Source organism: Nitrobacter sp. TKz-YC02 (genome assembly GCF_049852135.1).
GTDB lineage: Bacteria > Pseudomonadota > Alphaproteobacteria > Rhizobiales > Xanthobacteraceae > Nitrobacter > Nitrobacter vulgaris.
Window position 1 is genome coordinate 371287 of the sequence record NZ_CP180728.1, and the last position, 26693, is coordinate 397979.

A 26693-nucleotide genomic window follows, 5' to 3' on the forward strand; every position below is an offset into this window, starting at 1 on the left:
TGATCGCTGTCAAGCGTCGGGCGCTGATAGGCGCCGCACGATCAGGAATTCGGCAAAGGGCAGGTGATGGCAACAAAACGCGCGGCTCAGATCACGATCACGCCGTTGTCCGATGTTCTTGCGGTGGAATCGCCGTTCTATATTCCGATGACCGGGCCCTCCGCTCGCCCGCGCCGCACGTTGAAGCACAATGATACGTTCGTTGTGCTGGATAGCCACGGCGATATCGGAGCTTCCGCGGGGGGGCCCGACGGGCTTTTCAATACCGACACGCGCTATCTTGCCCGGCTGGAGCTGGTTCTCAACGACATGCAGCCGCTGCTGCTTGGCTCCAATCTGCGCAACGATAATTCCGGCCTGACGGTCGATCTGACCAATCCGGATATCTACGACGGCGACCGGCTCGTATTCCGCAAGGATACGATACATATCGTGCGCACGATCTTTCTCTGGCGCGGGATCGCGTATCAGAGGATCGGCATCCAGAACCACGGCGAGCAGACCGCGAGTTTCGATCTCTCCCTGCTGTTCGACAACGATTTCGCTGATCTGTTCGAGGTGCGTGGCGAACGACGTGCGCGGCGCGGCATCGGCAGCGGCGAACTGTCGGGTCCCGCCACCGTCGTTCTGTCCTACGTCGGTCTCGATGATATCGTTCGGACCTCGCGCCTGCATTTCGACCCGCGGCCGACGCGCCTTGCCGTCAATAGTGCGATCTATCACCTCGATCTGCCGCCGCAGCAGTCCACTGCCATATTCCTTACCGTGTCCTGCAACACGCCGGCGACGGAGGTGCCCGGTCCGTTCTTTCGGGGATTGCTGGCGCATCGCCGTGAAATGCGACGCGCCTGGTCCGGTGCGACAAATATCGAAACCTCGAACAACATCTTCAACGAGGTACTGTGCCAGTCGATGGCCGATCTGAATATCTTGATGACGGAGACGCCGCACGGCCGCTATCCCTATGCCGGGATTCCCTGGTACTCGACGACGTTTGGGCGTGACGGACTGATAACTGCGTTGCAGATGTTGTGGATCGACCCCGGCATCGCACGTGGCGTTCTCAGAAGGCTCGCGGCGTTTCAAGCACAGGCCGTCGATCCCCTCGCGGACGCGGAGCCGGGAAAGATTCTTCACGAAATGCGCGGCGGAGAAATGGCTGCGTTGCGTGAGGTGCCTTTCGAGCGATACTACGGCAGTGTCGATTCGACGCCGCTTTTCGTGCTGTTGGCGGGGCTTTACGTCGAACGCACGGGCGACGAATCGATCCTGAATGAGCTGTGGCCGGCGATCGAGGCTGCGCTGGGCTGGATTGATGGCCCCGGCGATCCGGATGGCGACGGCTTCGTTGAGTATCGGTGCGCATCCGAACAGGGGCTCGCCAATCAGGGCTGGAAGGATTCGTTCGACGCGATCTTTCATGCCGACGGCACGCTTGCTGAGGGCAATATCGCACTGGCGGAGGTGCAGGGTTATGTCTTCGCCGCCAAGCGATTGGCGGCACGATGCGCGCGTGCTCTCGGTCTCACCGATCGCGCCCGTGAACTGGAGCGTGCCGCCGATGGTTTGGCGTCCCGGTTCGAGGAGGCCTTCTGGTTGCCGGATTTGCGCACCTACGCGCTGGCGCTAGATGGGAAGAAACGCCCCTGCAAAGTGCGGACGTCGAACGCCGGACAATTGCTGTTTACCGGTATCGTCCAAGAAGAACGTGCGCGGATGGTCGCCGCCGATCTGATGCGGCCGGCGTTTTTCACCGGATGGGGAATTCGTACCGTTTCTATCGGGGAAGCGCGTTACAATCCGATGTCCTATCACAATGGTTCGATCTGGCCGCACGACAACGCGCTGATCGCGCTCGGGCTCGCGCGATATGGTCTCAAGCACTCGGTTGAGCACGTTTTCAAGGGGCTGTTTGATGCGGCTTCCTATATGGATTTGCGGCGGCTGCCGGAACTGTTCTGCGGCTTCCGGCGTGAGCCGCGGCGTGGGCCTACGCTCTATCCCGTCGCCTGTTTGCCGCAGGCATGGGCGAGCGCCACGCCTTTCACGCTGCTGGAAGCGGCGCTAGGTCTGGAGTTCGATGCTGCAAGGAACGAGATAAGGCTGCGCAACCCGCGGCTTCCCGCATTCCTAAACGAGGTGATCCTGCGTGGGCTGCATCTCGGAGAATCCAGTGTTGATCTGCGTCTGCGCCGACATGATGAGGACGTGTCACTCGAGGTGTTGCGGACGCGAGGCCACATTCAGGTGTCGATCGTGATGACGCGCTAGGGCGGACGGTCGCAAGGAATTGACCGCGTACGCAGGCATCGCGGGTTTTGACAGCGAGGATTCATGTCTCGAAATGGCTCGACGAGCGTCGTTGTTTTGATGGCCGCCGCCCTGATCTGCGCTGCCCCAAATGCGATGGCTGACGAAACCGGTTCGCCGCCGGCGAATCCTGCCCCCGCTAATCCGCCGGCGGCTGCAAAGCCCTCGGGCGAGACAACGCCGCCGCCGCCATCGATCACCGTGATCAGTCCCGCCGATGCGCATGGCGTGCTGGGACGCGACGTGCGGAGCACGAGCGATCAGAACATGGGGCGGATCGTCGAGGTGATCGTGGATCGGGCGGGCGTGGTTCGCGCCGCCGTAATCGATTTCGGCGGCTTCCTCGGGGTCGGTAGCCGGAAGATCGTGGTCGACTGGAACGCGCTCCACTTTGGAGGAGTTAAGGGCAAGAGCGACAGCATCAGCCTCGAACTGACGCAGGACCAGGTGAGGGCGGCGCCGGAATACAAGGAAGGCGCGTCGGTTGTGGTGCTGGGCGCGTCGGGAACGCTGCAGCCCCTCAATATCGGTCCTTGATCAGGAGGATATCCGATCTGTTTTGCGCGACGGGCCCGTCGATCGGCCGATCCGGATAGTGCGCGCCCGCGGTGGGCGGGCGCAGAGGACGTGAGTCCGTCGCCGGTGGCAAGCGCGCGGGGGCATCACCCCTCGGCGCAAAGCCAGCGCGGCCTCGATTGGTTCATCTTCTTCCTTGCAGATGTGCAGACCGGATTCGGTCCCTTCGTCGCGGTCTATCTCACCACGCAGAAGTGGACGCAATCCGAGATCGGACTGATCCTGTCGATCGGCGGGATCATCGGGCTGATCGGTCAGATGCCGGGTGGTGCCGTCATCGATGCTGCCCGCTCGGAGCGTCTGGTCGCGGGGCTTGCTGTCGCCACGATCGGTCTCAGCGCGCTCGCCTACGCGGCGTGGCCGATCTTTCCGGTGATCGCGCTAGCGGCGATCCTGCATGCCGCGGCGAGTTGCGTGCTTGGACCTGCGATAGCCGCCATCAGCCTCGGACTTGTGGGACCGGAAGCGATCGGCGAGAGACTCGGACGCAACGCGCGCTACGCCTCGCTTGGCAATGGCGTGGCTGCGGGGGTGATGGGTGTCGTCGGATACCTGCTATCGAGCCGCGCCGTGTTCGTGGTGAGTTTCGTGTTTGTGATCGCGACGCTGCTTTCGCTGGCGCGAATCCGCGACCGGGAGATCGATCCGGAACAGGCCCATGGTGCCATTGCGCGCGCGAAGCCTGATCCCGATGCGACCAGCATCGTGCATCTTCTGCATCAGCGGCCGCTGGTCGTTTTTGCCTGCGTGGTTTTCCTGCTCCAGTTTGCCAATGCGGCCATGCTGCCCCTGACGGCGGGTATCGTGACCGCGCGCTCGAGTCAGGGTGCGCCGATGCTGATTGCGCTCTGCATCATCGTTCCGCAAGCGATCGTTGCTCTGATATCGCCTTCCGTCGGCCGCAAGGCGCAGGTATGGGGACGCCGCCCGCTGCTCATGATTGCCTTCGCCGCGCTGGCCGCTCGCGGAACGTTGTTTGCGACGATCCACGATCCGTCGCTGCTGGTCGCAGTGCAGGTGCTGGATGGCATCACGGCTGCGGTCTTCGGCGTCATGATTCCCCTCATTGTCGCCGATGTTGCCTTCGGTTCAGGTCACTTCAGCCTTGCGCAGGGTGTCATCGGCACGGCCACCGGGATAGGCGCGTCGCTCAGCAACGTGGTTGGCGGCTACGTGAGCGATCATTTCGGACATGGCATCGCGTTTCTGCAATTGGCCGCCGTCGCGTTATTGGGCCTGCTTGTGGTCTGGACCCTCATGCCGGAAACTCGCCTCGCGGAAGGAACGAAGCAAGGGTCGTAGGGTGAAAAACCCGATAGCTCCCGAAAGAAGTTATTTTCAAAACTCGCCGTGCAGCCGCCCGGAGAATACATGCACGGGGCCGCGGTCGGCGTTGTAGGCGGGGTTCGTAACAAACTGATAGTCGGCGGTCAGCGTGAACCACTTGTTCAGCGCATAGGCATAGTACGTTTCCAATATGCGCTCGCGGCTGTAATTGAGCTGGCCGTCGCCGATAAGAACGCCAAGGCCGCCAGCTGCGAGGAAGTCGCGATGATCCCGTGACAGACCGTTGATCGCGCCGCCGATGCCGATCACGTCGTCCGGCCGGCCCCATCGTGTGCCCTTGATCGAGGTTCCCAGCGAGAGGCTGGCGTCGATGTCGGTGAACGCCATGATCTCGGTCTTGCCGTCATTCCAGCTCCAGCGTCCGAATAGCCCGACGTCGTCAGTGACGACCTGTTCGACGCTGAAGACGTACCCATACTTGATGCGCCCGGTACGAGTCAGCGCGATATTGAGATTGAACGCCGGGTTGTTCAGCGTGTCACGATAGCTGCCCATATAAGCGCTGTTGAGCCAGCCGATGGCGCGGAGCTTGCCCGGCTGGCCCAGCAGCGAATAGCGGGTCTCCAGTTCCAGCAGATACTCGCCGCGCTGAAACAAGCGGGTATCGAAGCTATTCGAGTTCGATTCCGCATCCATCAGAAAATAGCCGCCGCGCAGCGCCCATTGTTTCTGATTGAGTTCAGCCGTGAAGCCGTAGCTGAGGCCAACCTTGTCTGCGGAATAGTCGAAGGCGCCCGGCGCCCACAGCGCCCAGTTCATGAAGTCCTTGCGGGTGTCCTTGGCGAAGTCGTTGCCGTCGAACACGTCGAGAACGGCGAACTTGCCGGCTTGCAGCGTCAGCCGCGAGATATCGGCCTTGTCCGACAATTGGGTTGGTCCGTTGTCCAACTCTTCCTGCTCGCCACCGAGGCCGAAGGTCTGGCGTACGAACAGCCGAGTGGTGTTGTAGTGCGGATAAGGAAAGTTGGACCTCTGTGCCTCACCGTTTGTAAAACCCCCTAGGCCGACGGTGTCGTTGAAGCCAAAACCCTGAAGCAACTCGGGGTTATAATAGACCTCGCCGCCGTCCCATAGCCGCGCGTTCAGAAACAGGCTGTTGCTCCAGGTCGCCTTATATTGGGAGGCAGGCGTCAGGCTGTTGCTGCCGCTGTAGGGCGCGGGGAAAGATGGATAACCTTGGCCAAGGTAGGTGGTCTGGCCGTGAATTTCCCAGCGATCCGATTCGGGATCGGTGAGTGAGGTCGCCGAAAGGGTGGCGCTGGCCGGGTTTAGATCGAGCTTGCGGTTTAGGCCGACGCGGATCGACTGAAAATCCATGGTCGCGGTGTATTGCGCAGCCGATGGAAACTGAACGCTTGTTCCGTCGAATCGGTAGTAAAGATATTCAAGCCGTGCGCTCCAGTGCGGCGCGAAAGCGTATTCAAGTCCCGCGCCAGCGGTCCAGCCATAACGGGTGCCCAGTGTTTTCTCCCGATCGCCCGACGGCAGATCGTTCAGGTAACGCTCACCGGCAAAGGCAAAGCCGCCGGTGGTATAGGCAAGCCACGGACCCGTGGCGTAGCCGATGCGGCCGCGCGCCGATCCGATGAAGTCCCACTGGTGCGTGACGTCGGAGCGCGCTGTCGCGAGCTTTGAGACAATCGAATTTGATTCGATGTAGCTCGGAAATGAGATGTCGGCTTCGGTGCCGAGCAGTAGTCCCGAGGGGAGCCAGAGGTTGTAGCCGCCCTGAACGCCGCCGATCAGCCCGCCGAAATCGTTGCGGCTGGTAACCAGTGCGGGGTCCGAGATTGTCGCGGCCGATCGGCCGCCGCCGAACCCGGCATGGGCGCCAAAATAAAGTCCGGTCCAGTCGACCAGCGGCTGGGCCATGGCTTTGGCCGGTTGGCGGGATACACCGACATCGGCGGCACCGGCCGTGCCGGTCAGCGTGCCCAGCACCACGCCAGCCAGCATAAGCCGTAGCAGGACCGGCCGGACTGCATTCATTGGACCGTTTGCTCAGACTGGTAAGGCACCGTGGTGGTCATTGTCGCCCCATTCGACCGCGCCCCATTTCGACCGCAATGCGCCACAGGTCCAGTTAAAATTATTCCCAGTCATTATTGCAACTAATTTGCAATCTCAACTAATACCAACAAGGCATGGTGATGCATCCCATCTCCTGATGACACCGGTGCGACCCAGCCTCTAGGAGGCACTGCGATGACGTGAAGGCCGAGGTTGTTATGTGAGCCACTCATGTCGGATCGCGCGGGCCAGCTTTGAGCTGTGCCGGATCGAACCTCGCCATGTCGGCCAGCAATTCGCAGAAAGCGTGTGCGCCATGTTCGAGCAGCCGCTCGCCTTTCTTCGCGGAGGCCTGCGTCGCATCACCCACCGCGCCACTCGGGTGAAGGTCCTGCGTCTGCCAGGCAAACGGCGCGGGTCGCTGCGTGCCGAGCCAGCGATAGGTCTTCTCGATCGCGATGCTCGTAGGGCGGAAGTCGGCGATGCTATCGCGACGGACCTTGGCGGGATAGCGCGCCAGCATGATCGAGGTTTCGACCGCGCCGCCGTGAATGCCATGGCGCAATTCCTCCGCATCAAACAGGCCATCCGGTACTCCGAAGCGCGACCATGCGGTGGTGACCGCGAGCATACGATGCCGCGCGCGCAAATCCTGCGCCACCATCGTCATCGCGGCGCTGTTGCCGCCATGACTGGACACCATCACGATCTTTCTGATTCCGCGCCGCGCCACCTCGTCGCCGAGCGTGGTCCAGGCCCTGAGCGCGGCCTCGCCGGTCAGCGTCTGGGTGCCCGGAAAATCCATGTGCTCAGTGGAAATGCCGACGGACTCCACGGGCATAAAGGTCGCGAGTGTATCCTGCGGCAGCAATTCGCGGACCTTTGCAATATAGGCGTCTGCGATCAGCACGTCGGTTGTGAGTGGCAGATGTGGCCCGTGCTGCTCGGTTGCGGCCAGGGGCAGCACCGCGATCCAGTTTGCGGCGTTCTCGGGTGCAACGCCGGGCCAATGGATGGTCAACCAGTCGAAGGGGGGCGTCCGGATCATCTCGCGCAGCGTTTCATTGAACGGGAACGCAGATTATAGCGTTTCGAGCAACGTGGACACCGTTTCGCGTGAAAACACGTCTTCAAATCCAAACCATAAAGCCTGCTTCTGTTTCTTCAGAAACCGAAAGGCTCTAAGTTGATGTGTCCGATCAAGGTTGCGGGCTGAAACCAGCGGGCGCGCCGGTGTCGGTCGATTCCTGTCATGGACCAGAAAGATCGAGGAGCCGAAGGATGAGCCTTGCCGTTTCGCTGCGAACGTTAACCGCCGCAATCGTGCTTGCGCTTGGCATCACGCCATCGGCCGCGGCTGAACCGGCGCTGGACAAAGTTTCTTTTGGCACGAACTGGGTCGCTGAGGGCGAGCACGGCGGTTTCTTTCAAGCCCTGGCGGATGGCACCTACAAAAAATTCGGTCTGGACGTGACCATCGTTCCGGGTGGTCCTAATGTGAACAACCGGGTTCTCCTGATTGCCGGCAAGCTCGACTTCTTCATGACCGCGAACACCATGCAGTCGTTCGATGCGGTTGCCAATAACGTGCCCGTCGTGGCGGTCGCTGCGATGTTCCAGAAAGATCCGCAGGTTTTTCTGGCGCACCCGGAATCGAAGGTGACGACAATCGAGGACCTGAAGCCGCTCACTTTGTTTGTGTCAAAGGAAGGCATCGCCAGCTATTTTCAGTGGCTCAAATCAGAACATGGATTCAGTGCGGAGAAGGTCAAACCTTATACCTTCAACGCTCAGCCCTTTCTCGCCGATAAACGAAGCGCGATGCAAGGCTACGTCACCTCTGAGCCGTTTGCGGTGGAGAAGCGGGCTGGCTTCAAGCCGACCGTGATTCTGCTCGCCGACGCCGGATTCAACCCATATTCGACGTTGATCGAAACCCGCCGCGATCTGGTCGAGAACAAACAGGATCTGGTGCAGCGCTTCGTCGACGCCTCGATCGTCGGCTGGTATACCTACCTCTACGGCGACAACACCGCCGGCAATGCCACGATCAAGAAGCTCAATCCAGAAATGACCGACGACCTCTTGGCGTATTCCGTGGCGAGAATGAAGGAGTACGGAATCGTTGATTCGGGCGACTCCCAGCGCGATGGCATCGGCGCCATGAACGACGCGCGCTATGCGAGCTTCTTCGACATGATGGTGCGGGCCGGCGTGGTGCGCCGGGACATCGATTTCCGCAAGGCCTACACGCTGCAGTTCGTCAACAAGGGCGTCGGCCTCGATTTGCGGCCTAAAAACTTGCAGCCCGAGAAATAGCACCCGCCGCCGATGATCGAGCACGCAACAGCGTTGTCCGCAGCCGGCACAGGCCCGCGCGCGGGAGACGCGGTGAACCTGAAGGGCGTCACGAAACGCTATGACCGCGGCGTCGCGGCGCTGGGGCCTGTCGATTTCAATGTGCGCAGAGGCGATTTCGTATCGCTGCTCGGGCCGTCCGGCTGTGGGAAATCGACCGCGCTGCGGATCATCGCCGGGTTGAGCGATCCGACCTCCGGCACGGTTTGCGTTGCCGGCGGTAGGCGCTCCATCGGCTTCGTATTTCAGGAGCCGACGCTCATGCCATGGGCCAGCGTTCGCGACAACGTGGCGCTGCCGCTGAAACTGACGCACCAGCCGCGCGCCGACATCGGCGGCTGCGTGGAGGCTGCTCTGGCGCGGGTGGGTCTTGCAGAGTTCGCCGCCGCCTATCCGCGCGAACTGTCCGGCGGCATGAGGATGCGGGCATCGCTCGCCCGCGCCCTTGTCACTGACCCGGACGTTCTGTTGATGGACGAACCGTTTGCGGCGCTCGACGAGATCACGCGCTTCAGCCTCAACAACGATCTGCTCGCGCTGTGGCGCGATTTGCGCAAGACCGTCATCTTCGTCACGCATTCGGTGTTTGAGTCGGTCTATCTCGCGCGCCGCGTCGTGGTGATGACGCCGCGTCCCGGCCGCATCAGCGCCGAGTACTGCATCGACACGGCCGAGCCGCGGGACGAGAACTTCAGAACCTCGGCGGAATACGGAGCGTATTGCCGTGAGGTGTCGGCCGCGCTGTCACTGGCCATGGGCAAGGGAGTGCATCCCCGATGACGGCATCCAGCCCATCGGAGCCGGCCGACAAGGAGCCATCACAGAGCGCTCGGGGGACGCCGGTGGCACGCGTGCTGTTGCCGGTGATCGTGTTGGGGGCCGGCGTCCTGGTATGGCATTGGATCGTGGACACCTACGAGATTCCGCCCTATGTGCTGCCTGGCCCAGTGCTGGTGGCGGCGACGCTGGTGGAAGACTGGCCGGTCCTGTGGCACTCGCTGCTGACAACCTTACTGACCACGGTGGAGGGCTTTGCCGCCGCCGCCGCAGGCGGGATCGTGCTGGCGCTGCTGTTCAACCAATCGAAATGGCTGGAACAGGCCTTCCTGCCCTATGCGATCGTCCTGCAGGTCACGCCGGTGATCGCGATTGCGCCGCTCCTTTTGATCTACCTGCCGCAGCACACCGCGGTCGTCGTTTGTGCCTGGATCGTTGCGTTCTTTCCGGTGCTGTCAAACACCACGCTCGGCCTGAACTCGGTCGACCGCAGTCTCGTCGGCCTGTTTCAACTCTACGGGGCATCGCGGCTGCAGACGCTGCGTTATCTCAAACTGCCGGCGGCCCTGCCGTATATTCTCGGCGGTTTACGCATTGCCGGCGGTTTGTCGTTGATCGGCGCGGTGGTTGCGGAAATCGCGGCGGGTTCGGCCGGTGCCGGGTCGGGTCTGGCCTACAGAATTGCGGAGTCCGGCTACCGGCTCAACATTCCGCGCATGTTTGCGGCGTTATTGTTGCTCTCTGTGGCCGGCATTGCCATTTATATGTGCCTTGCGGCAGTGTCGCATCTGATGTTGCGGCGCTGGCACGAAAGCGCGCTCGGGAGGGAAAACTGATGGTCGCGTCTGTCGCCCTGGACAAGATCGATGGCGGCACGCCAGTGTGGCGGAAGCAGAGACCTGTTCTTGTCGTTGTGGCGATGTTGATGGCCTACGGACCGGCCGCATCGGCGCAGGATGCATCCGCCTTGAAAAAAAACATGATCGGGCAGTGGGAGTTGTCCACGACCGAACGCAGCAAAACCTGCGTGGTGACGCTCAGGGGCGAGACGTTGCCGCAGGGTTTCAAGGTCGATCTTGAACCGGGCTGTGCGGCGTCGCTACCGTTTACGAAGGACATTGCAGCCTGGACTGTCGCGGGCCTCGATATCGTGCGCTTGCAGACCGCGACCGGAGAGCCTGTGGTCGATTTCACCGAAGTCGAGAGCGGAATTCTCGAAGGCCGGCGGGAGAATGAGGGCATTTACATCCTGCAAAATCTCGCCGAGGCCCGTTCGCTCGCCAGATCGATGGACCAGATGATTGGCGACTGGACGTTCGTCCGCGGCAACGGTAAGCCGATCTGCGGCATCACGCTGACGAACACCGAAGTCCCACCGGATAATTTCCAGGCATTCCTTAAACCCAAATGCGATGAGGCGATCGCGAATCTCAAGCCAGAGGTCTGGCGTCTCGAGCGCGGTGAAATCCTTTTGATGTCGGCGAGCGGCGAGACCTGGCACTTCCAGGCCGACGACAACGCACAGTGGCGGCTGGTTCCCGACAGCGCCAATCCGCTGATTCTCATGCGGCAGTAGCCCAGCTACCGTTCGGATGGGTGGTCCGTCCGGCGGCTGTGATGCACCCCACAGTGCACGCACGGCTTGGCGTGGCGTTCTTCGCTAGATCAGCCGCAACCCTTTCAGACTGGCGTGGCCGTTCTTGCCGACAATGATGTGGTCATGCACGGAGATCCCGAGCGGTGACGAAATGTCGATAATCGATTTGGTCATTTGGATGTCGGCCTGCGATGGCGTCGGATCCCCGGATGGATGGTTATGCACCATGATGATCGAGGTTGCGGATAGCTCGAGCGCACGCTTGACGACTTCGCGAGGATAAACCGGAGTATGATCGACGGTGCCGACCTGTTGCAACTCGTCTGCGATAAGCTGGTTGCGCTTGTCGAGGAACAGGATGCGGAGTTCCGACACGGCTTTGAAAAGCCTTCGGAACGTCCCTAATCGGTCGCAAGAGAATCAACGGTCCCAATCTGGCCTGGTGAAATTTTTCGACGGCGATCGTGGGTTCGGCTTCATCTGCCTGGATGACGGCAGCGAGATCTTTGTTCACAGAGTTGATCTCGGGGAATCCTGTCGCGCGGATGGCGAGCTCCAGTTGAGTCCCGGCGATCTAGTCGAGTTCGACATCGTCGACGCCGGCAGGGGTCCGAAAGCTGTCGCCGTTTCTATCAGGGAGGGGCGCAATGCACTGGCCACCTCCTAAACGACGCGACCCCACGCCTGGTAAGCGCGGGGCCGAATATCTTGTCGATAGAGCTTGCGACGGCTCAGCAAAACAACCCTGCATCATCGCATCGATTAAATCAACGGACATCGCCTTCAACGATGTCCCGTCGTTGCTGAATCGATCTGCGATCAGCACCCAGCAAATCAGCTCGGCGCTCACGCGCTGATCGAACCACCGCGTTCGGTCGGCCGTGGCGTCCGCGATTGCGGGTCTGCTCGGTGGCTCCCGCCGCAATCAAATGAACCACGTCCGGCCGTCGCGAGAATAGCGACAGGTCGAGATCGGCCATGTTCCTGTTGCCGGCGAGCGCAAGCTGCCGATGATGAATGACCGCAGCGTGCCCGATCGCTCTATCTCGGACCAGAAAGTCGGTTCTGACCTACAGGACACCGGCAACATCGCGGGTTCTCACCCTGGCGGAACGGACAACGAAGCCGCATGTCAGGTTCTCCGACCCAGAGCGCAGGATGGCTATTGGCGCTCGATAAACCGAGGCAACTCATATCCCCCACCTTTGACGGGTCCGACCCCCGTCAGGAGGACAGACTGGCACCCTCAAGGTGCGCCCGGATAAAGCGATTGGAAGTAGCTGTCTGAGACCGTGTCCCTTGCCCTTTCGGGGAGGGGAGGACGACGGAGGAGGAGCTGTGCCACCAGAGGCTCTGGGGGCAGCACAATCAGCGAGGCCTGCCTCGAACAGATACGCTGTTCGCGGTCGGACAGTTGGCTCCGGCCACACCTCATCCTATCCTTCATGGCTTCCAAATTGTCGCTGGGGCGGGAGGACAGCATGATCGACGACGAGTGGCTTCGCGCGTTGGGGCGCGCGGTCTTGTATTTCTCGTTCGTCGAATCGGCTGTTGTTGCTCTTCTAAGTTCTTTGGCGCCCACCGTTCCCAGCTATATGGAGAAATCCCTAGGAGGCAAAAAGACAGCGGGACAAGTCGGAAACGATTTCATGACGCATGTCGATGGCTTAGCCGAAGGACCTTGCCGATCCGAGCTGAAACAACTGGCTATCAGGTTCGTGGCAGCTGTGAGCCGACGGAATGATATGCTTCACGCCGCCCCGGTATCGCTAGGGGATTACACCCAACTAGCCAGGTTAACTCGCGACAGATTCGTCGTGTGGTCGACAGCTGAGCTCCTACGGGCCGCGACCGAATTCGAAAAGCTCGCGGATGACTTCTACGTGGCGCATCACCACAGTGAACCGCAGTGAGCTCCGGCAGACTGACGTAAATTGGTGCCCAACACGTTCGGGCAACACTTTCGGGCAAGCCAAACCTCCCCTATGGCCTAGACATCTGGCATGACCGCAAAAAGGTTCTCAACGTCGAGTGGAATGACAGAGGGACACGAAACATCGTCACCTACCGCCCAGGCTCTTGGGAAGCGTCCTTGCGCAGTATTGACCAAAGCCAATCAGGGTAAAGCCGCTCTTCCTCGCACGACGGTCCAGAGCGGGTCCTAACGCGGACGCCTCCCGGAATAAAAACCTGAGCCGCTGGGGCCCCGCCGAAGGGACCGGCGGCTGAGGCTCGCCGGCGCGCGCCAGTGCCCCGCTCTCCCAGCGTGCGCACTTTGATGGCCCGAGCAGCCCCGCGCACTTGCCACTGATTTTTCTTGCGTTTCTCTGTGGCATTGCCAATTATGTGGCATTGCTACAGCAACGCCACAGCGAGGCGCCCATGAAGGTCTATGGATATTGCCGAGTCTCCACCGCCGAGCAGGCGAATGGTGGACTTTCGCTCGACACTCAGCGCCAGCAAATCACTGGCTATGCGATGATGAAGGGCTGGCAGGTCGATGGGTTCTTTGTTGAGGCCGGCGTGTCGGGCTCTGTGCCGCTTGCTGATCGGCCGGAAGGTCAGCGCATGTTGGCAGCGTTGCAGCCCGGTGACGTCGTCATCACCGCTAAGCTGGACCGCGCCTTCCGCTCTGCGGCCGACGCGCTCGGGACCCTTGAGCAACTGAAGGACGACAAGGTCGGTCTGCACATGATCGATCTCGGCGGCGACGTCACCGGCAACGGTATCAGCAAGCTGGTCTTCACGATCTTGAGCGCAGTCGCCGAGAACGAGCGCGATCGCATCCGGGAGCGCGTGCGAGACGCCAAGCGTCATCGCGCGTCTCAGCGCCTTTACAACGGTGGCAAGCGGCCTTTCGGTTTCGATGTGGTGGACGGCCGGCTCATCCCGAACGCTAACGAGCAAGCAGCGTTAGCCCGCGGCAAGACGCTCAGGGCGGAAGGGAAGAGTTATCGCGATATTGCTAGGGCGTGGCACAACGAACTGGTGTTCGGCTTGATGGACGCCAAGACTGTGCAGCGAATTCTGGATCGCGCCGAGGCGTCTGAGGCAGCCTGAAGGATACCGCGGGGCCATCTTGCCCAACTCGCCCGCCCGTCTCGATATTCATTCTGCCGCAGATCGCTCACCGTGATGTTTACGACGCGCTCTTGCCGATCCGCCTGCGCGGGACTATGCCGTCGGTGGGTTGATCGAACGGCCTCTCGCGCCACCAACTCCGCAGCGACCAGCGCCGACTGTGCCTGTGCCCGGCCGGGCCAGGCTGACCGTGCCAGTGTTTCTACGGCAAGCGAAAGCGAGCGTCAGCCTCCGCGCCCCCATGCCCGCAAGCGCTTGCGCGGTGCGGTGGGCGCGGCCAAGCCAGCTTTTCATCGAGCAAGGCGGCGCTTGGCGCCGGCTTCTCGGCTTCGATCGCGGCTTCGAACTTTTCTTGCGGGACGTTGGCGACGCGGACTGCCTGCACTCGCTGATGATCCGAGATGCGCGCAGCTTCGGCGATCTGCTTCTGTGTTGAAGAAGTATGGGTGCCCACACTTCTTCGATGTTCGCCGCGACCATCGAACTGCTTCAGCAATTCTCCCATGCGACGCACCGCGCGCGCTTGAATGCGGTCAGCCATCTGTCGGAGGCTGTCGTCGTCAGCCAGCTTGGCGTAGCTGACGACCGCGTGCGACTGATTATTGAAATGTTAGCCCGATGTATGTACTGATTCTCACCAGATGTGCGCCCGATGTAGTGCGCACCCCGTCCCCGACACGCGCCGCTCGGGGAAGGCAGTGCCAGGCTCCAGTCCATTGTCAGGACGAAGATGCCTACCGCTGCCCGCCGATCCACTCGCAAAACTGCTTCCGGAATTAGCCTGCCGCGATTTGACGCGCGCACGCGCTCGTCCCGGCGATATCTCGAGCTTGTTCAAGCCTTCGAATCCGAGCTTGGTTACGAGTTGACCGAGGCCGACCGCGTGATGGTCAAACAGGCCGCGAGTTTGAGCCTGCAGGCGGAGCAGATCGAAACCTCAGTCGTCCAAGGCTTGCCCGTCGATCCCGACTTATCGATCCGATTGACGTCGGAAGTCCGGAGAATCCTGGCAGGCCTCAAAACCAAGGCTGCGAAGCACACGCCCTCAAACGTGCTGACGCCCCTCCAGTATGCGGCACGCAAGGCGGCTGAGAAGGCCGCCGAGGCCGCAGATGGTGGCGCCGCATGAGCGCACCGACGGTCACGCTTATTGATGCCATGACTGATCCGGGGCTCTTCGAGCCTTGGTTTCGCGGCGAGACTTGGGCCGGCTGGCGTGCGGTCGTGAAGGCGATGGACGCATCGCCAATGAGCGATGAGGAAATCACGTTCTTCGAATCGATCGCCGGCGGGCGCACTCCCCCAAAACACCCTGTGCGAGAACTCTGGGCAGCCTGTGCACGTCGCACGGGCAAGGATTCGGTCGCCAGTGGCATCGGGGCGTACTCATCCGCCTTCTTCGATCAACAAGACCTTCTTCGTCCCGGCGAGAGAGCCGTCATTCTATGTCTGGCGTGCGATCAATCTCAGGCCAAAATCGTTCTGAACTACATTCGCGCCTATTTTACAGACATCCCAATGTTGCGGTCGATGGTGACGCGGACCACCAAGACCGGATTTGAATTGAACAACCGTGTCGACATCACAGTCGCCAGCAATGACTACCGTTCAGTGAGGGGCAGGCCCGTACGGCTGGCAATTTTCGATGAGGTCGCATTCTTTCGCGACGAAAATTCCGCTTCGCCCGATACCGAGCTTTATAACGCCATCCGGCCGGCGCTCGCGAGCTTGCCGGGCAGTCGCATCATCGGAATCAGTTCGCCCTATCGAAAATCGGGTCTGCTATGGAACAAAGTTAAACGGCATTTCGGTCGGGATGATGATGACGTTCTGGTCATCCAGGCTGCGACACGCACGCTCAACCCGACGATAGATCAAGCTTTCATCGACCAGGCCCTGGCGGACGACCCTGTCGGTGCGCGCGCCGAATGGTTAGGCGAATTTAGGTCGGACATTGCGGGCTATGCCGACTTCGAATTGATCGATGGTGCGGTCGATCGCGGAATCACGGTCAGGCCGCCTCGCCAAGGCCTGACATACATCGGGGCTTGTGATCCTGGTGGCGGCGTCCGCGATAGTTTCGTCGGAGCGGTCTGCCACGACGAAAGCGGGGTGGCCGTATTGGACGCGGTGCTCGAGATCCGGGCGCCCTATTCACCGACCGCCGCCTGCGAGCAGGTAGCAGCCCTTCTTCGGTCCTACAACGTCCGCACGGTGACTGGGGACCGATATTCTGCACAATTCGTCGTCGACGCTTTCTCGAAACACGGTGTGACCTACGAACACTCCAGCCGCGATCGTTCGGCGATCTATCAGGATGCACTTCCGCTTTTCACCAGCGGTCGCGTCCGCCTGCTGGATAACCCGCGGATGGTGAACCAATTCGCAGCGCTCGAGCGAAGAACTTCGTCGCTCGGAAAGGATCGGATTGATCACGCGCCTGGCGGCAGCGACGACACCTGCAATGCCGCGGCGCTCGCGATGGTCCTGGCGTCAGCTGTCCAGGACTGGTCTGGCAGCCGAGCCCTGCTCGAGATCGCCCGCCAGGAGACAGTTGCGATGAAAGCCAATGGAACGTGGCCGTTTCCCCCCGACAACGAGAAGCCGCAGCCGATCACCAAGGAATGGGCGATCGGATCAGTCGAGCACGGTTTGCAGATGAAGGGCCTGATCGGGCCGCCACAATGAGGGAATCGGTTTCATGCCTTTGAATTTTCGAATGCTGCCGCCACCCGTGGTGGGCCAGCAAACTCAAACGGTCAACGGTCGCCGTTACAGCGCCGCGCCCGGGGTTGCCGTCGACGTGCCGGACATGGATGCAGCAATCCTCGGTGCCAACGGCTGGACCATCTGTGCCCCGAGCGGCACCACCGCGCAGCGGCCAACGACCAACCCGAACACTAACTCGCCATATGTCGCTGCGCCGAGCTTCGAATATTTCGACACCACGCTTTCGAAGCTGATTTTTTGGGACGGTGCGACCTGGCGGGATCCGAACAATGGCAACGCCGTCTAACGAAGGTAGAAAACGAAATGGCCACAGTCCACAAACTTGAACCGAAAGCTGCTGCGTTATCTCCAGCGCGCGAACGTCTACAGGACCTGCTCGACAAAAAGACGTCGTGCGAAGAGCGCGCCAAGCAGTTGCGGATAGCGCAGCAACGTCTGGTCGGCCGGGATCAGGAGGCTGCTAGCGCGGCCGCTGCCCTCTCTGAGTTCGATAGGCAGAACGCGGATGCAATGGCTGCCTGGGCCCGCGGTGAGTCCAAAGACGGCGATATGCCGGAAATTGACATCGCCAAGCGCCAAGATCTGGTTGTCGCAAATGCCTTGGCAGCGGAAAACGCGGCAGCGGCCCAATCGGCGAGCGCACAGATTGGCACAGAAATCCACGCCGAAGATTTGGTCGCGACAAACCTGACGATGCCCATCGAGGCGGCGATTGCCGAGGTCATCAGCGAGAGCGTCGAGCCCTTGATCGAAGACTTGCGAGAGTCAGTGCGCGTGGCGGTGGCCAAGCAGAACCGGTTAAAGCAGGCCTTGCAGGTGGTGATCGGAATCGCACACAGCGCAGGTCCACTCGAAGCGATGAAGCCTACGTTCGATTTAATGGCGGATCTGGCCGAGCGATTGCGTACCGCAGCGGCGCCGGTCGTGGAAACTACCGTGGCCGATCGCACGGCTTGGGATTCGCTGGTAGCCCGGCTTCGCAACGACGCCGCCGCCGAGCTGGAGGCTTAACATGCGCCTATACGGCAATATTCAAAAGGTCGATGCCGAGCAACGCATGGTGTTTGGGTACGCCTCAACTGAGGCCACCGATGGTCATGGCGAGGTGGTGCTCAAGAGCGCAATCGAAGACGCGCTCGACGACTACCTCGAGTTCGCAAACATACGGGAGATGCACCAGCTCTCCGCGGTAGGCACCGCCGAAGAAGCCAGTGTCGACGACAAGGGTCTGTGGATCGGTGCCAAGATTGTTGACGACACCGCATGGGGCAAGGTGACCAGCGGCATCTACAAGGGGTTTTCGATCGGCGGCAAAGTGCTCGCCCGCGACAAAGACAACAAGAAGATCATCACGAAAATCGCGCTCAACGAGATTTCGCTCGTTGATCGTCCTTCCAACCCCGAAGCGCGGTTTGACGTTTGGAAAGCCGCCGGTCTTCACGGCGGGCCTGACGTCCCCATCGATGACCTAGCGATGGTAACGCGGCAGCGCAATGTTCTCACCGAGCAGCTCGCTAAGCGCGACGAAGCCTTGGCGGTGCTTGCCGATCGAGCTGAAGCTATACTGCAGAGCGTGAACGGCATCGCCAAAGAAAACCAACGGCTCCGGCAAGAAAACGCCGCGTTGGCAAAACGGTTCGCCGCTGTTCAGCCGCGCATCGTCAACCCCGAGGTCCTCAAGAAGACGCTCCTGGATCTCGAGACGACTATCCTGCCGAAGCTTGAAGCCGATACGGCCTTGCTCAGAGCGCGTTTCGAACATCTGGAGCGCGGAGCGCGGTTAGATGCCTGACCACGACGACGGCCTTGCGCCGGAATTCGTCGACCGATCCGCCGCATCGGCAGCGAACCTGGCATTGATTTTTGTCGGTGCTTCGCACGAGCAGATGCTCGCGCACCTCGTCACCGTCCGCGAACGAATGAAGATGCGACTGGCGGGCTCGCTCGGTGCCGAGGTCGCCGCGTTTGTCGCGGAGTCATTCGTCGCGACCGTCGCGCGTTGTAAAGCCGAAATCGAAAAGGCTGCTGTTGAAAGCTCGGAGGCCATACAGTGATCACAAGTTTCGAAGTCGGCGCAGTTTTCAAAATCATCAACCAAGCCTCGCCGGCGCTCACCCAGATCCTTCGCCAGATTCGCGAGATCAACCTCGCGGTCGACAATGCCCGCAAGAACCTCGCCCTAATCAATAAACCGATAGGCATAGGAGCTGCGATCGGCGAGACCAACCGCCTGGCTGCGGCTTGGGGTGATGTTGCGGCAAACGCGACCGCGGCTCGGACTGCGATCCGCAATGCTTCGGCGGCCACCGCCAGGGCGGCATTAGCTCTGCCCGCCGGCTTCGCGGGCGGTGGTGGTCGCGGTGGATCAGGTCAACCGGGATGGCTGCGGGGTGGCGGACATATCAGCGGGCCTAGCGCATCAATCCCTGGCGGCAGCCATGTCCGTTTCGGCAGTGGCGCGGCGATGGCTGGGGCCGGCGTGCTCGGGTATGGCATCTACCAAGCCGCCGAAATGGAGAAATACGTTTGGCAGCTGATCTATCACTCCGGCCAGGATCAGAAAGACGGCCCCACCAACAAGCGAATGCGCGGCGCTTTGCAGGAGGCAATGATCGCAGCGGGGTACAACATCCACGATGTTGGCGAGGCCGCACTGACATCCACGCGCATGTTCCAGGGCACACCCGGTAAGGGGCTCGATGTATTGCCGGACATGCTCGAAACCGCCTCAAAAGAAGCGTTGGCGAAGGGGTCAAGCTTAGCAGAGTCGATGAAATCCTTCATCGGCCTGGCCCACATGGCGGGCGCGTTGACGCCAAACGAAATCAGGAAGCTGGCGCCGGGATTTGCCTATTTGTCGACGTCAAACCCGTCGTCGTTGTCCTCGATCGAACGCGCCGCCGGGTACGCCGTCCCGCTGCTGAGGTCCGGACTCGATATCGATCCGATGGATACCTTGTTGTTGGGAACGGCTCTCACTCGATCAGGTGCGACGTCGACAAAGTCAGGCACCTGGCTGCGCGAAATGGCACTGCGGGCGATGCCCGGCACCAGCATGATGTCGAAACTCGCATTCAGGAAACACGAGGAAGCGCTCACGGCGTTCGGCCTAATCGACGGCAATCACAAGCCGACCTGGTTCACCGATGGCAAGCCGGACATCTTCAAGATGTTGGACATCGCTGGTGATCGTGCGAAAGGCATCCCGATCGAAAAGCGTGCCGCTTATGAAAGAGCGCTATTCGGTGCGCAAGGTGGCGGCGGCTTCGCTTTGCTCGCCAATCCAGCCGTGCATGAGCAGATCCTCGCGATGCGCAAGGAAATGAACTCATCCGAATTCAAAAATCGGTACAGCTCGTTTTTGCCCGACTACGCCAAAGGCTCGACAGCCCAACGGGCCCGCACGACGTTGCAGGAATTCAACGTCACGATGGGAGAGCTGGGCATGACGGTCTTGCCGGCCGTCAATGGTGGACTGAAAGACTTCAAGGCGCTGCTGGAGGGCCTACGCGGAATTTTGCCAGGTGCAACCAAGCCCGGCGCCGGCGAGAAGATGGGTACCAGGGCGCTCGAAGGTGCGGTTGTCGGCGCTGGTACCGGTTTTGCCATCGGCAAATTCGGTGGCCCGGCGGGGGCACTCAGCGGCACTCTCGCTGGTGGGGTCTTGGGCGCGGCCTACAGTTTTCTCGAGCAGTCGGGCTCGCTCGCGAAAGGCGAGCGCCCGGCCGATCGGTATGAGCGAAAGCACGCAGGCGATCCCAGCTTGCTCGGCGCTGTTTTGGGCATTCTCAAAAGCCAGGCGGCCGAGAAGCACGAGACCGCCGGCGAACGCTATGAGCGGCGGATCGCGAAGCAGGCCAACGCAGCTCCGGAAGCCAAGCTGGCACCGCTCGCACTGACCATCAATCTCGACGGCCGCACGCTGGCTCAGGCGATGAGCAACTCCTGGTATTCGTTCCCGACGCAGGGCACCGGCCGCCGACGGATCGACGCGATTCTTCTCAGGCGATCACAACACCACGGACAAGTAAGCATGGCGATCACGTCGGGCGCCGGACCACATCAAGCCTGGTTGAATGTCAACGACATCCAGCTGCCGATCGAGCACGGCAGTGTCAGCCAGCGGGCCAACAGACAATCGTCAGGCTTCAACGCCGTCGTGCCGATGTCTTATCCCGGCGCGCGCCAGCTGCTGGCAACGATGGGCAAAAACGAGGCCACCATCACCGTCCTCACCCGCGGCATGACTGCGACATTGATCACCGGGGAGGTCGATACCGCCGACTTCGACTACATCGCGCGTGTCATCAACGTCACCGGCCGCGACAAGTCGGCCAAGCTGCATGACAAGAAGTCCAGCGAAAAGCACGTCAACAAGATGCCGAGCGATGTCGTGTCCGATCTGATCGGCCGTGTCGGGCTGGCAGGCAATGTGACGTCGTCGTCGCTGATGGCCGGCAAGAAGCTGCAGCAGGATTTTGTGCACCTCACCGACAACGTCTCGTACGCCTACGTGATCCACAAACTCGCGCAGTTCGACAACGCGCGATGGTGGGTGGATGCTAACGGCAAGTTCAACTATGTGCCGTTCGGCAGCCCGCAGGGTATCTATTCGATCAGCATCAACCAGGATCAACAGCCAATCTCGTCGGACTGCCTCATGCTCCGGATCTGCCGCAATATCCAGGCCGGCAAGTCGATCAAGGTCAAGGTCTCTGCCTGGCACCCGAAAAAGAAACAGGTGTTCTCCTACACGTCGAACGTCGAACGTCGAAGGGCACAGCGGCTCCATCGAGTACAACTATCACGTCCCAGGACTCGAGCAGGACCACGTCACCAAGCACGCGAAGTCACGGGCCGCCGAGCGGGCGCGACACGAGTTTTCGGTGCAAGCGACGGTAGTCGGCGATACCGCGGTGAGCGCCGGTATGGGCCTGCAGCTCAACGGATCCGACTTCGATCAGACCTTCGAGATTGACGAGGTGCATCACGAAATCGGGATGTCAGGTCACACCACCAGCATCACCGCGCGATCAGCGAAGCAGGGCCGGTCGGCGACATAAATTCTACAGCCTTTCCGGTCGCCGCATTCGCGATGTGGCAACCGCTTGGGGTAACCCGAGGGCGACAGGGGTTGGGCAGCGAGCCGGTCCCTGTCGCTGATTGAAGTTTAGGGGGCCGACGTTGCGGCCCGGCTGCTGGCGGATGTAACCACGGCTGGGCCGCGATGGGCGGTGATTTCATGGGGGGCACATGAGCGCTGCGATGAAGCTGTTCGAGGCTCTCGACGTCAGGTGCATTCCTCTTAAACAAGCGCGCCGACGCGGGCCCATGGAAACTCACGCGGTCAACATCGTCGACCGCATGATCCGGCAACATGGCCTTCCGCACGCAACCTTGACCCTACGAACGATTACCGAATCTGAGGGCAACCAAGGCGCGCTTATCGCAGACGTCATCGAAGCGGTTTCCGACGTGATCCGCCACCATCCCCGCTGGGCGAATCTGGGGCTTGAGTGGCTGGCCGCCTTCGACAGCATCCGGCTGATCGACCTTCGGCGCAAAGTGAAAGCTGCGAAGGTGCGGCCGCTTAAGGCCGGCATCGCGACCTTGATTTGCGTCGAGTTGGAAAAGATTCTCGGACCGTCGGTGTTGCCGAAACCGCCGAAGCCGGTAAGGGCCAAGACCGAACAGAAACCGCCGGCTTCCCTGACCCGCGTTCCTTGCGTCGAGAAAAACATCGCCCTCGGCCTGCAGCTCCTGGCGCTGCGCTCCGCCAACAAATCGAACGGTGCCTTCGGCCGCGCTGTCCGCAGGCAATTCGATATCGATGGCCAGCAGGCTTGCGAGGTCATGAAGGTCGCAAGGGTGTATGGCGGCCGGCCTGAAATCTATTCGCGGATTTCTTGGAACGCGCTGCTGCACTTGGCTTCGCCAGCCCTCAGCGCGTCCGCTCGTGAGGCGCTGGAGCGCCGCATCATTGCCGGCGAGCGCATCGGTGCGCCCGAAATCCGGGCAGCCCGCGGGGCGCTTAAGTCCGGCAGACCACTGCACCCGCCTGATCAGCCTGCGCAGTGGATGGCGGCGCGTAGCATCGCGCAGATCAGAGAAACGACATGTCATAGCACTTTCCCTATTGTGCACTTCCGTTTTTTAAATCAAAGTTAGGCATCAAAAACGGAAGTAAGGGCAGAAAATGACGATCTATGAGCACCCCTCTGATGCTCGGCGGCGGTTGGCGGAACTTGGAATTTCAGTCGAGGCCGTGATTCGTGCGCTTCAGGCCGGACAGTTAGCTAGATTGTCTTGCACTCCCAATGATCCGCCTTTCATCCCTGGGACTGAAGCTTGGAGATTTGTTGTCAGAACCTTGCGTGAGGAGCTGCTTTCAAAAGGATACCGGAAATCCGATCCGAACAACTTTTCGCTGATCATCAACGATGCTCGCAAGCTGAATATCTGTGTTGCAAGCGCAGACACTTTGACGCGAAGCACAAGCGGCGATCCCAAGACGAAGCATCTCAAGGGCTTATTCCTCGAAGCCGCCACGATTCGCAATCGCCACACTGGGGGACTATTTCCGGAAGACATTCCGGAAGAAGTTCGCGTCGCGATCTCAGTATTGGAATACCCGACGTGGATGCTGTTGATCTACATCACAGACGATGAGATTCGAGCGGAACTCTCGTATCCCGACAAGATTGAGGACGGGCAAATCGTCAGTTGGAAAGAGCGAATCTTCATTCCCGACAGTGCAGACGACAGCGGTGGGATGCGCAATCCGCTCGTTGACAGCGAACCGGATATTGATGTTCCAGTCCGGCGCAAGGCCTCCTGATGGAAGCATTGTTCAATAAGACGCGGCTTACCGTAGCCAGGCAGCGAGCTTCTCTTACAAAGACAGAGCTGGCTCGGCGGATCGGTATCGAGCCGCGAGCAATTTCGGGGTTCGAGGCAGGACAGTATCTTCCTGCCGATGACACCGTGGAAAAAATCGCGCTTGCACTCCGCTATCCGAAAGAATTTTTCTTTGCGGACGATATTGATATGTTGCAAGCAGAGGGCGTCAGTTTTCGGTCTATGAGCCGAATGACGTCACGGCAGCGTGATGCGGCAATTGCGGCTGGCGCTTTGGCGTATGTATTAAGTGACTGGCTTGAAGCTGAGTTCGACCTGCCGGACGTGGATTTGCCGGACCTGAGAGAGGACACGCCAGAAACTGCGGCAATGTCACTACGGCACTACTGGGGTCTAGGTGAGCGTCCAATAAAAAACATCATCCACCTCCTGGAGCTAAAGGGCGTTCGCGTTTTTTCGCTCGCTGAGAACTCTGTCACGGTAGATGCGTATTCAGTTTGGCGCGGCCATCGCCCCTGTGTTTTTCTAAACACAGGCAAGTCAGCAGAGCGTCGGCGCTTTGATGCTGCGCACGAGCTCGGACACCTCGTGCTTCATAAGCACGCCGCTCCTAGCGGCCTTGATGCCGAGAAGGAGGCGAACGCATTTGCATCGGCGTTCTTAATGCCTATCGCGAGCATGAAGTCTCTAGGTCGGCTAACGACCATCGATCAACTTGTCGCAGCGAAGAAGAAATGGATCGTGTCAGTTGCTGCGTTAGCTTATCGAATGCATGATTTGCGACTGATTTCTGATTGGAATTATCACACGCTGTGTGTCCAGATTTCACAGCGTGGCTACCGAAAAGATGAGCCGGACTCTGCACAAAACGAAACTTCGCAGGTTTGGCAAAAGGTTTTAGCGGACATGCGCCGCGACGGCCAAGGTCTTCAGTCGTTAGCCGACAAATTACTGATCCCCAATGAGGAACTTGTGAAGCTTGTGTTTGGCCTTGTTACCGTCGGCCTTCCCGCCAACAGCGTCTCGAAAAAGCCTCCAGCGACAAGGAGCCATCTTCGTCTTGTCACCTAGGCTCGTGCCCCGGTTGTTACTAGCTTGCAGGGCAGCTAATCGTGCCGGCGCTCGTCGCCAGATGACGGAACGTTTGTTTTCGGCGGATCGCGGTCAGCTAAAACGTTATAAATCTCTGCCATCCCAAACAAAGATAGCCCTGTAGCCACAGCGCAAAGCAGCGCATACATCAGCATAAACGCCGCGAGCCAACCTAGCACGCGGTAGTCCGAATAAAATTTCAGGAACACACCAACGATCAATGCACCAGTTTGAACGATAATAAAATGGATAAACATCGAAGCGAGATTAAGGTAAGCAGAGCGCGGGCTGCCGCGCTCTGTCAAAACCGAAAAAAACCTCGATGTTGAAAAGGCCAGAAGGATTGCCATCGCTCCGACGGTAAATCCAAGAAGATTTGGAATTGCGGAAACAATTGTCCCGCCCAACTCTGCGCGGTTTTGCTGATCCCACCACGCGGGATAAAGCGCCAATGAAAGCACAATGGCGCCCCAGAAATACTTTGACGCAACAAGTTTAGGAAAGCCGCCGTAAACGCGCCAATAGACTGCGAGAGAGCTAGGGCTCTCATCGCCGGAGCCGTCTGACATATGCCTTCATCCTCTCGATGACGCTTTCACGCTCATCAGCTTGAAGCACGATCTTCCTCGGAGTTTCGCGGGTAGAGACCCTCACGCGATGACCGTCTTCCTCAATCACGCCTTCAACGAAGCCATTTTCGGCAGCGACTTCTGCTAGCACTTGGATAGGCTGCGTTGGAGTAAGCCTAGTTTCGCCAGGCGCCTTAATCAGATGCGTGTCTTGGCGACTTGCGTGATTGGCTTGCAGTTCACGAAGAATCCTTCTTTTCGACTCTTCGAAATCGTCTGGGTTTGGTCTCGTGAGCCTGATGTGTAGTCGCTGAAGTCTTGCTGATCTTAAGATGCGCCCGACCGTCTTCTCATCCGGAACAATCGTAATGTCCACGTCGACAGCTAACCCTCTAGGGCCGTCACGGGATGTTAAGTTTGCCAGTATGCGCCTCGCCGTCGTCGGACCGAGGTGCTGAGAAAATTCGTTTCTGGCTTCGTAGTAGAACGTATGTTTGTGTTCATCGAAGCAGTACCAGAAGGTCCTATAGTTTGGCTTTGCATTTTCGGGAATGTTAATTTTTCTTCGTATATCCGGTGGAAGATCTTTCTCGCTTAGAACATCCAGCCACTTTCCTTCCATGTCAATTTCGGTCCAAACGAGTATGCGGCCCGTAAAGATGCCGTTTCCTTCGTCGGCTGGCTTTGTAAGCTTGGCATAGTCGGAACCTCTCGCTCTCGCGCCCCGTCGAGAAGCTTCACGCAGGATATGTTCGTAAATTCCTCGCGGATGTGGGTTCGCAACGATATTGATCGCGTAAATCTCTAGACTGGCCATTCCCCAACCCCAGACAGCTTCCCGAAGCAAAGTGGCACAACCTATCGTAGTGGGGAAGTAACTTGCATCGCCTTTTTCGATGGGCTGGCGGCCGCGGGTTTTTAGGGGAGTTCGCCGCAAATCGGGCGGCCGGAAAGACGACCGGAGATGAGTTGCAGAAAATCAGGCCAACTCATTTCGCTTTCTTGAGCCCGATCTCGACGAGCCGGCGGATGGCTTCTGCGACCGGCGCAGGTTTGCAAAGCTGTTGATGCACAGAAAGTCTGTTGAACACAATCAACAGCATTGCTGGACGCTAGCCTTCATCGCTTCACAAATGCTGGCCGAGACTGTTGTCGCCGCTGGCATATTTCCTGGACGAATAGAAATCCTGTTGATGCATCTGTTTACAGCATGGCTGTTGATAGAAGCTGCGGACCGTCAACAGAATATATGTTGATAAATCAATAACTTGACTATAGAGCGAGGGGCGTCATGCTGCCCGGATCGCGGCCATGGGGCGAGCCGCGATTACGCCATGCCCCAGAGCGGGCCGCCGAGGTGCATCAACACCTCGACGACCCTACCATCA

26 protein-coding genes and 1 pseudogene are annotated in these 26693 nt (G+C 59.9%); 20 read left to right on the forward strand and 7 right to left on the reverse strand.

The annotated features are described in order from the left end of the window. Positions 1-66: 66 nt before the first annotated feature. From ACM561_RS01750 to ACM561_RS01760, 3 genes are all read left to right on the forward strand, one after another. Entirely contained in the window at positions 67-2271 is a 2205-nt protein-coding gene (locus ACM561_RS01750; protein ID WP_425907584.1) for a glycogen debranching N-terminal domain-containing protein, read from the forward strand. 63 nt (positions 2272-2334) lie between these two features. Further along, positions 2335-2847 (forward strand): PRC-barrel domain-containing protein, encoded by a 513-nt coding sequence (locus ACM561_RS01755; protein WP_425907585.1) that lies wholly within the window; start codon positions 2335-2337, stop codon positions 2845-2847. A 90-nt stretch (positions 2848-2937) separates the two neighbouring features. Further along, the gene (locus ACM561_RS01760) at positions 2938-4188 is read left to right on the forward strand and encodes an MFS transporter (protein WP_425907587.1); all 1251 of its coding nucleotides are present in this window, start codon (positions 2938-2940) and stop codon (positions 4186-4188) included. A gap of 36 nt (positions 4189-4224) precedes the next feature. Here the strand turns inward: ACM561_RS01760 and ACM561_RS01765 are convergent, their stop codons facing one another. Both ACM561_RS01765 and ACM561_RS01770 read right to left on the reverse strand, forming a co-directional pair. Beyond that, a complete protein-coding gene (locus ACM561_RS01765) occupies positions 4225-6222 on the reverse strand; it encodes a carbohydrate porin (protein ID WP_425907588.1) in 1998 nt (665 codons plus the stop codon). Between the two features lie 250 nt (positions 6223-6472). Next, a complete protein-coding gene (locus ACM561_RS01770) occupies positions 6473-7291 on the reverse strand; it encodes a creatininase family protein (protein ID WP_425907589.1) in 819 nt (272 codons plus the stop codon). A gap of 233 nt (positions 7292-7524) precedes the next feature. On the opposite strand from ACM561_RS01770, the gene ACM561_RS01775 reads away from it, so the two are divergent. Genes ACM561_RS01775 through ACM561_RS01790 form a run of 4 tightly spaced genes read left to right on the forward strand, consistent with a single transcriptional unit; the run spans position 7525 to position 10954 of the window. After that, on the forward strand, positions 7525-8562 hold the full coding sequence (locus ACM561_RS01775; RefSeq protein WP_425907590.1) for an ABC transporter substrate-binding protein: 1038 nt from the start codon (positions 7525-7527) through the stop codon (positions 8560-8562). 12 nt (positions 8563-8574) lie between these two features. Then, on the forward strand, positions 8575-9381 hold the full coding sequence (locus tag ACM561_RS01780) for an ABC transporter ATP-binding protein (protein ID WP_425907592.1): 807 nt from the start codon (positions 8575-8577) through the stop codon (positions 9379-9381). Next, positions 9378-10214, forward strand: a complete 837-nt coding sequence (locus tag ACM561_RS01785; RefSeq protein WP_425907594.1) for an ABC transporter permease — start codon at positions 9378-9380, stop codon at positions 10212-10214. Before ACM561_RS01780 ends, ACM561_RS01785 begins: the two co-directional genes overlap by 4 nt. After that, positions 10214-10954 (forward strand): AprI/Inh family metalloprotease inhibitor, encoded by a 741-nt coding sequence (locus tag ACM561_RS01790; RefSeq protein ID WP_425907596.1) that lies wholly within the window; start codon positions 10214-10216, stop codon positions 10952-10954. Before ACM561_RS01785 ends, ACM561_RS01790 begins: the two co-directional genes overlap by 1 nt. Before the next feature lie 84 nt (positions 10955-11038). Here the strand turns inward: ACM561_RS01790 and ACM561_RS01795 are convergent. Next, a pseudogene (locus ACM561_RS01795) lies at positions 11039-11341 on the reverse strand (JAB domain-containing protein); the annotation flags it as partial. Between the two features lie 76 nt (positions 11342-11417). Between ACM561_RS01795 and ACM561_RS01800 the strand changes: the two are divergent. Next, a complete protein-coding gene (locus ACM561_RS01800; RefSeq protein ID WP_425907597.1) occupies positions 11418-11642 on the forward strand; it encodes a cold-shock protein in 225 nt (74 codons plus the stop codon). A 100-nt stretch (positions 11643-11742) separates the two neighbouring features. On the opposite strand, the gene ACM561_RS01805 is transcribed toward ACM561_RS01800, so the two are convergent. Beyond that, positions 11743-11955 (reverse strand): hypothetical protein, encoded by a 213-nt coding sequence (locus tag ACM561_RS01805; RefSeq protein WP_425907599.1) that lies wholly within the window; start codon positions 11953-11955, stop codon positions 11743-11745. Between the two features lie 501 nt (positions 11956-12456). Here ACM561_RS01805 and ACM561_RS01810 point away from each other — a divergent pair. Both ACM561_RS01810 and ACM561_RS01815 read left to right on the forward strand, forming a co-directional pair. Continuing rightward, positions 12457-12888 carry a hypothetical protein gene (locus ACM561_RS01810; protein WP_425907601.1) on the forward strand — a complete coding sequence of 144 codons (432 nt, stop codon included), beginning with the start codon at positions 12457-12459 and terminating at the stop codon, positions 12886-12888. A gap of 469 nt (positions 12889-13357) precedes the next feature. Further along, positions 13358-14035, forward strand: coding sequence for a recombinase family protein (locus ACM561_RS01815; protein WP_425907602.1), 678 nt, complete (start codon positions 13358-13360; stop codon positions 14033-14035). Positions 14036-14258: 223 nt separating this feature from the next. Here ACM561_RS01815 and ACM561_RS01820 read toward each other — a convergent pair whose 3' ends face one another. Continuing rightward, positions 14259-14597, reverse strand: a complete 339-nt coding sequence (locus tag ACM561_RS01820) for a hypothetical protein (RefSeq protein ID WP_425907604.1) — start codon at positions 14595-14597, stop codon at positions 14259-14261. 189 nt (positions 14598-14786) lie between these two features. Here ACM561_RS01820 and ACM561_RS01825 point away from each other — a divergent pair, with 189 nt between their 5' ends. From ACM561_RS01825 to ACM561_RS01870, 10 genes are all read left to right on the forward strand, one after another. After that, positions 14787-15185 (forward strand): hypothetical protein, encoded by a 399-nt coding sequence (locus tag ACM561_RS01825; protein WP_425907605.1) that lies wholly within the window; start codon positions 14787-14789, stop codon positions 15183-15185. Further along, entirely contained in the window at positions 15182-16744 is a 1563-nt protein-coding gene (locus ACM561_RS01830; protein WP_425907606.1) for a hypothetical protein, read from the forward strand. Before ACM561_RS01825 ends, ACM561_RS01830 begins: the two co-directional genes overlap by 4 nt. 13 nt (positions 16745-16757) lie before the next feature. Then, entirely contained in the window at positions 16758-17072 is a 315-nt protein-coding gene (locus ACM561_RS01835; protein ID WP_425907607.1) for a hypothetical protein, read from the forward strand. Positions 17073-17089: 17 nt separating this feature from the next. Next, positions 17090-17797 (forward strand): hypothetical protein, encoded by a 708-nt coding sequence (locus ACM561_RS01840; protein WP_425907608.1) that lies wholly within the window; start codon positions 17090-17092, stop codon positions 17795-17797. Position 17798: 1 nt separating this feature from the next. Continuing rightward, positions 17799-18578 carry an HK97 family phage prohead protease gene (locus ACM561_RS01845; protein ID WP_425907609.1) on the forward strand — a complete coding sequence of 260 codons (780 nt, stop codon included), beginning with the start codon at positions 17799-17801 and terminating at the stop codon, positions 18576-18578. After that, a complete protein-coding gene (locus ACM561_RS01850; RefSeq protein WP_425907611.1) occupies positions 18571-18840 on the forward strand; it encodes a hypothetical protein in 270 nt (89 codons plus the stop codon). Before ACM561_RS01845 ends, ACM561_RS01850 begins: the two co-directional genes overlap by 8 nt. Continuing rightward, the gene (locus ACM561_RS01855; RefSeq protein ID WP_425907613.1) at positions 18837-21764 is read left to right on the forward strand and encodes a hypothetical protein; all 2928 of its coding nucleotides are present in this window, start codon (positions 18837-18839) and stop codon (positions 21762-21764) included. Before ACM561_RS01850 ends, ACM561_RS01855 begins: the two co-directional genes overlap by 4 nt. Before the next feature lie 275 nt (positions 21765-22039). After that, on the forward strand, positions 22040-22954 hold the full coding sequence (locus tag ACM561_RS01860) for a hypothetical protein (RefSeq protein ID WP_425907614.1): 915 nt from the start codon (positions 22040-22042) through the stop codon (positions 22952-22954). A 28-nt stretch (positions 22955-22982) separates the two neighbouring features. Then, positions 22983-23624, forward strand: coding sequence for a hypothetical protein (locus ACM561_RS01865; RefSeq protein WP_425907615.1), 642 nt, complete (start codon positions 22983-22985; stop codon positions 23622-23624). Further along, positions 23624-24715, forward strand: coding sequence for an ImmA/IrrE family metallo-endopeptidase (locus ACM561_RS01870; protein ID WP_425907617.1), 1092 nt, complete (start codon positions 23624-23626; stop codon positions 24713-24715). The genes ACM561_RS01865 and ACM561_RS01870 overlap by 1 nt, the downstream gene beginning before the upstream one ends. Positions 24716-24750: 35 nt before the next feature. On the opposite strand, the gene ACM561_RS01875 is transcribed toward ACM561_RS01870, so the two are convergent. Continuing rightward, positions 24751-25305: a hypothetical protein gene (locus ACM561_RS01875; RefSeq protein WP_425907619.1), complete on the reverse strand. Its 555-nt coding sequence runs from the start codon at positions 25303-25305 to the stop codon at positions 24751-24753. Beyond that, positions 25283-26122: a DUF4747 family protein gene (locus ACM561_RS01880; RefSeq protein WP_425907621.1), complete on the reverse strand. Its 840-nt coding sequence runs from the start codon at positions 26120-26122 to the stop codon at positions 25283-25285. The genes ACM561_RS01875 and ACM561_RS01880 overlap by 23 nt, the downstream gene beginning before the upstream one ends. Positions 26123-26693: the final 571 nt, after the last annotated feature.

Excerpts from the sequence above, each read along its gene's own strand:
- ACM561_RS01750 (WP_425907584.1), top strand. The coding sequence starts at position 67 with ATGGCAACAAAACGCGCGGCTCAGATCACGATCACGCCGTTGTCCGAT.
- ACM561_RS01755 (WP_425907585.1), top strand. The coding sequence starts at position 2,335 with ATGTCTCGAAATGGCTCGACGAGCGTCGTTGTTTTGATGGCCGCCGCC.
- ACM561_RS01765 (WP_425907588.1), bottom strand. The coding sequence starts at position 6,222 with ATGAATGCAGTCCGGCCGGTCCTGCTACGGCTTATGCTGGCTGGCGTG.
- ACM561_RS01770 (WP_425907589.1), bottom strand. The coding sequence starts at position 7,291 with ATGATCCGGACGCCCCCCTTCGACTGGTTGACCATCCATTGGCCCGGC.
- ACM561_RS01775 (WP_425907590.1), top strand. The coding sequence starts at position 7,525 with ATGAGCCTTGCCGTTTCGCTGCGAACGTTAACCGCCGCAATCGTGCTT.
- ACM561_RS01780 (WP_425907592.1), top strand. The coding sequence starts at position 8,575 with ATGATCGAGCACGCAACAGCGTTGTCCGCAGCCGGCACAGGCCCGCGC.
- ACM561_RS01785 (WP_425907594.1), top strand. The coding sequence starts at position 9,378 with ATGACGGCATCCAGCCCATCGGAGCCGGCCGACAAGGAGCCATCACAG.
- ACM561_RS01790 (WP_425907596.1), top strand. The coding sequence starts at position 10,214 with ATGGTCGCGTCTGTCGCCCTGGACAAGATCGATGGCGGCACGCCAGTG.
- ACM561_RS01805 (WP_425907599.1), bottom strand. The coding sequence starts at position 11,955 with ATGGCCGATCTCGACCTGTCGCTATTCTCGCGACGGCCGGACGTGGTT.
- ACM561_RS01810 (WP_425907601.1), top strand. The coding sequence starts at position 12,457 with ATGATCGACGACGAGTGGCTTCGCGCGTTGGGGCGCGCGGTCTTGTAT.
- ACM561_RS01815 (WP_425907602.1), top strand. The coding sequence starts at position 13,358 with ATGAAGGTCTATGGATATTGCCGAGTCTCCACCGCCGAGCAGGCGAAT.
- ACM561_RS01820 (WP_425907604.1), bottom strand. The coding sequence starts at position 14,597 with ATGGCTGACCGCATTCAAGCGCGCGCGGTGCGTCGCATGGGAGAATTG.
- ACM561_RS01825 (WP_425907605.1), top strand. The coding sequence starts at position 14,787 with ATGCCTACCGCTGCCCGCCGATCCACTCGCAAAACTGCTTCCGGAATT.
- ACM561_RS01830 (WP_425907606.1), top strand. The coding sequence starts at position 15,182 with ATGAGCGCACCGACGGTCACGCTTATTGATGCCATGACTGATCCGGGG.
- ACM561_RS01835 (WP_425907607.1), top strand. The coding sequence starts at position 16,758 with ATGCCTTTGAATTTTCGAATGCTGCCGCCACCCGTGGTGGGCCAGCAA.
- ACM561_RS01840 (WP_425907608.1), top strand. The coding sequence starts at position 17,090 with ATGGCCACAGTCCACAAACTTGAACCGAAAGCTGCTGCGTTATCTCCA.
- ACM561_RS01845 (WP_425907609.1), top strand. The coding sequence starts at position 17,799 with ATGCGCCTATACGGCAATATTCAAAAGGTCGATGCCGAGCAACGCATG.
- ACM561_RS01850 (WP_425907611.1), top strand. The coding sequence starts at position 18,571 with ATGCCTGACCACGACGACGGCCTTGCGCCGGAATTCGTCGACCGATCC.
- ACM561_RS01860 (WP_425907614.1), top strand. The coding sequence starts at position 22,040 with ATGAGCGCTGCGATGAAGCTGTTCGAGGCTCTCGACGTCAGGTGCATT.
- ACM561_RS01865 (WP_425907615.1), top strand. The coding sequence starts at position 22,983 with ATGACGATCTATGAGCACCCCTCTGATGCTCGGCGGCGGTTGGCGGAA.
- ACM561_RS01870 (WP_425907617.1), top strand. The coding sequence starts at position 23,624 with ATGGAAGCATTGTTCAATAAGACGCGGCTTACCGTAGCCAGGCAGCGA.
- ACM561_RS01875 (WP_425907619.1), bottom strand. The coding sequence starts at position 25,305 with ATGTCAGACGGCTCCGGCGATGAGAGCCCTAGCTCTCTCGCAGTCTAT.
- ACM561_RS01880 (WP_425907621.1), bottom strand. The coding sequence starts at position 26,122 with ATGGCCAGTCTAGAGATTTACGCGATCAATATCGTTGCGAACCCACAT.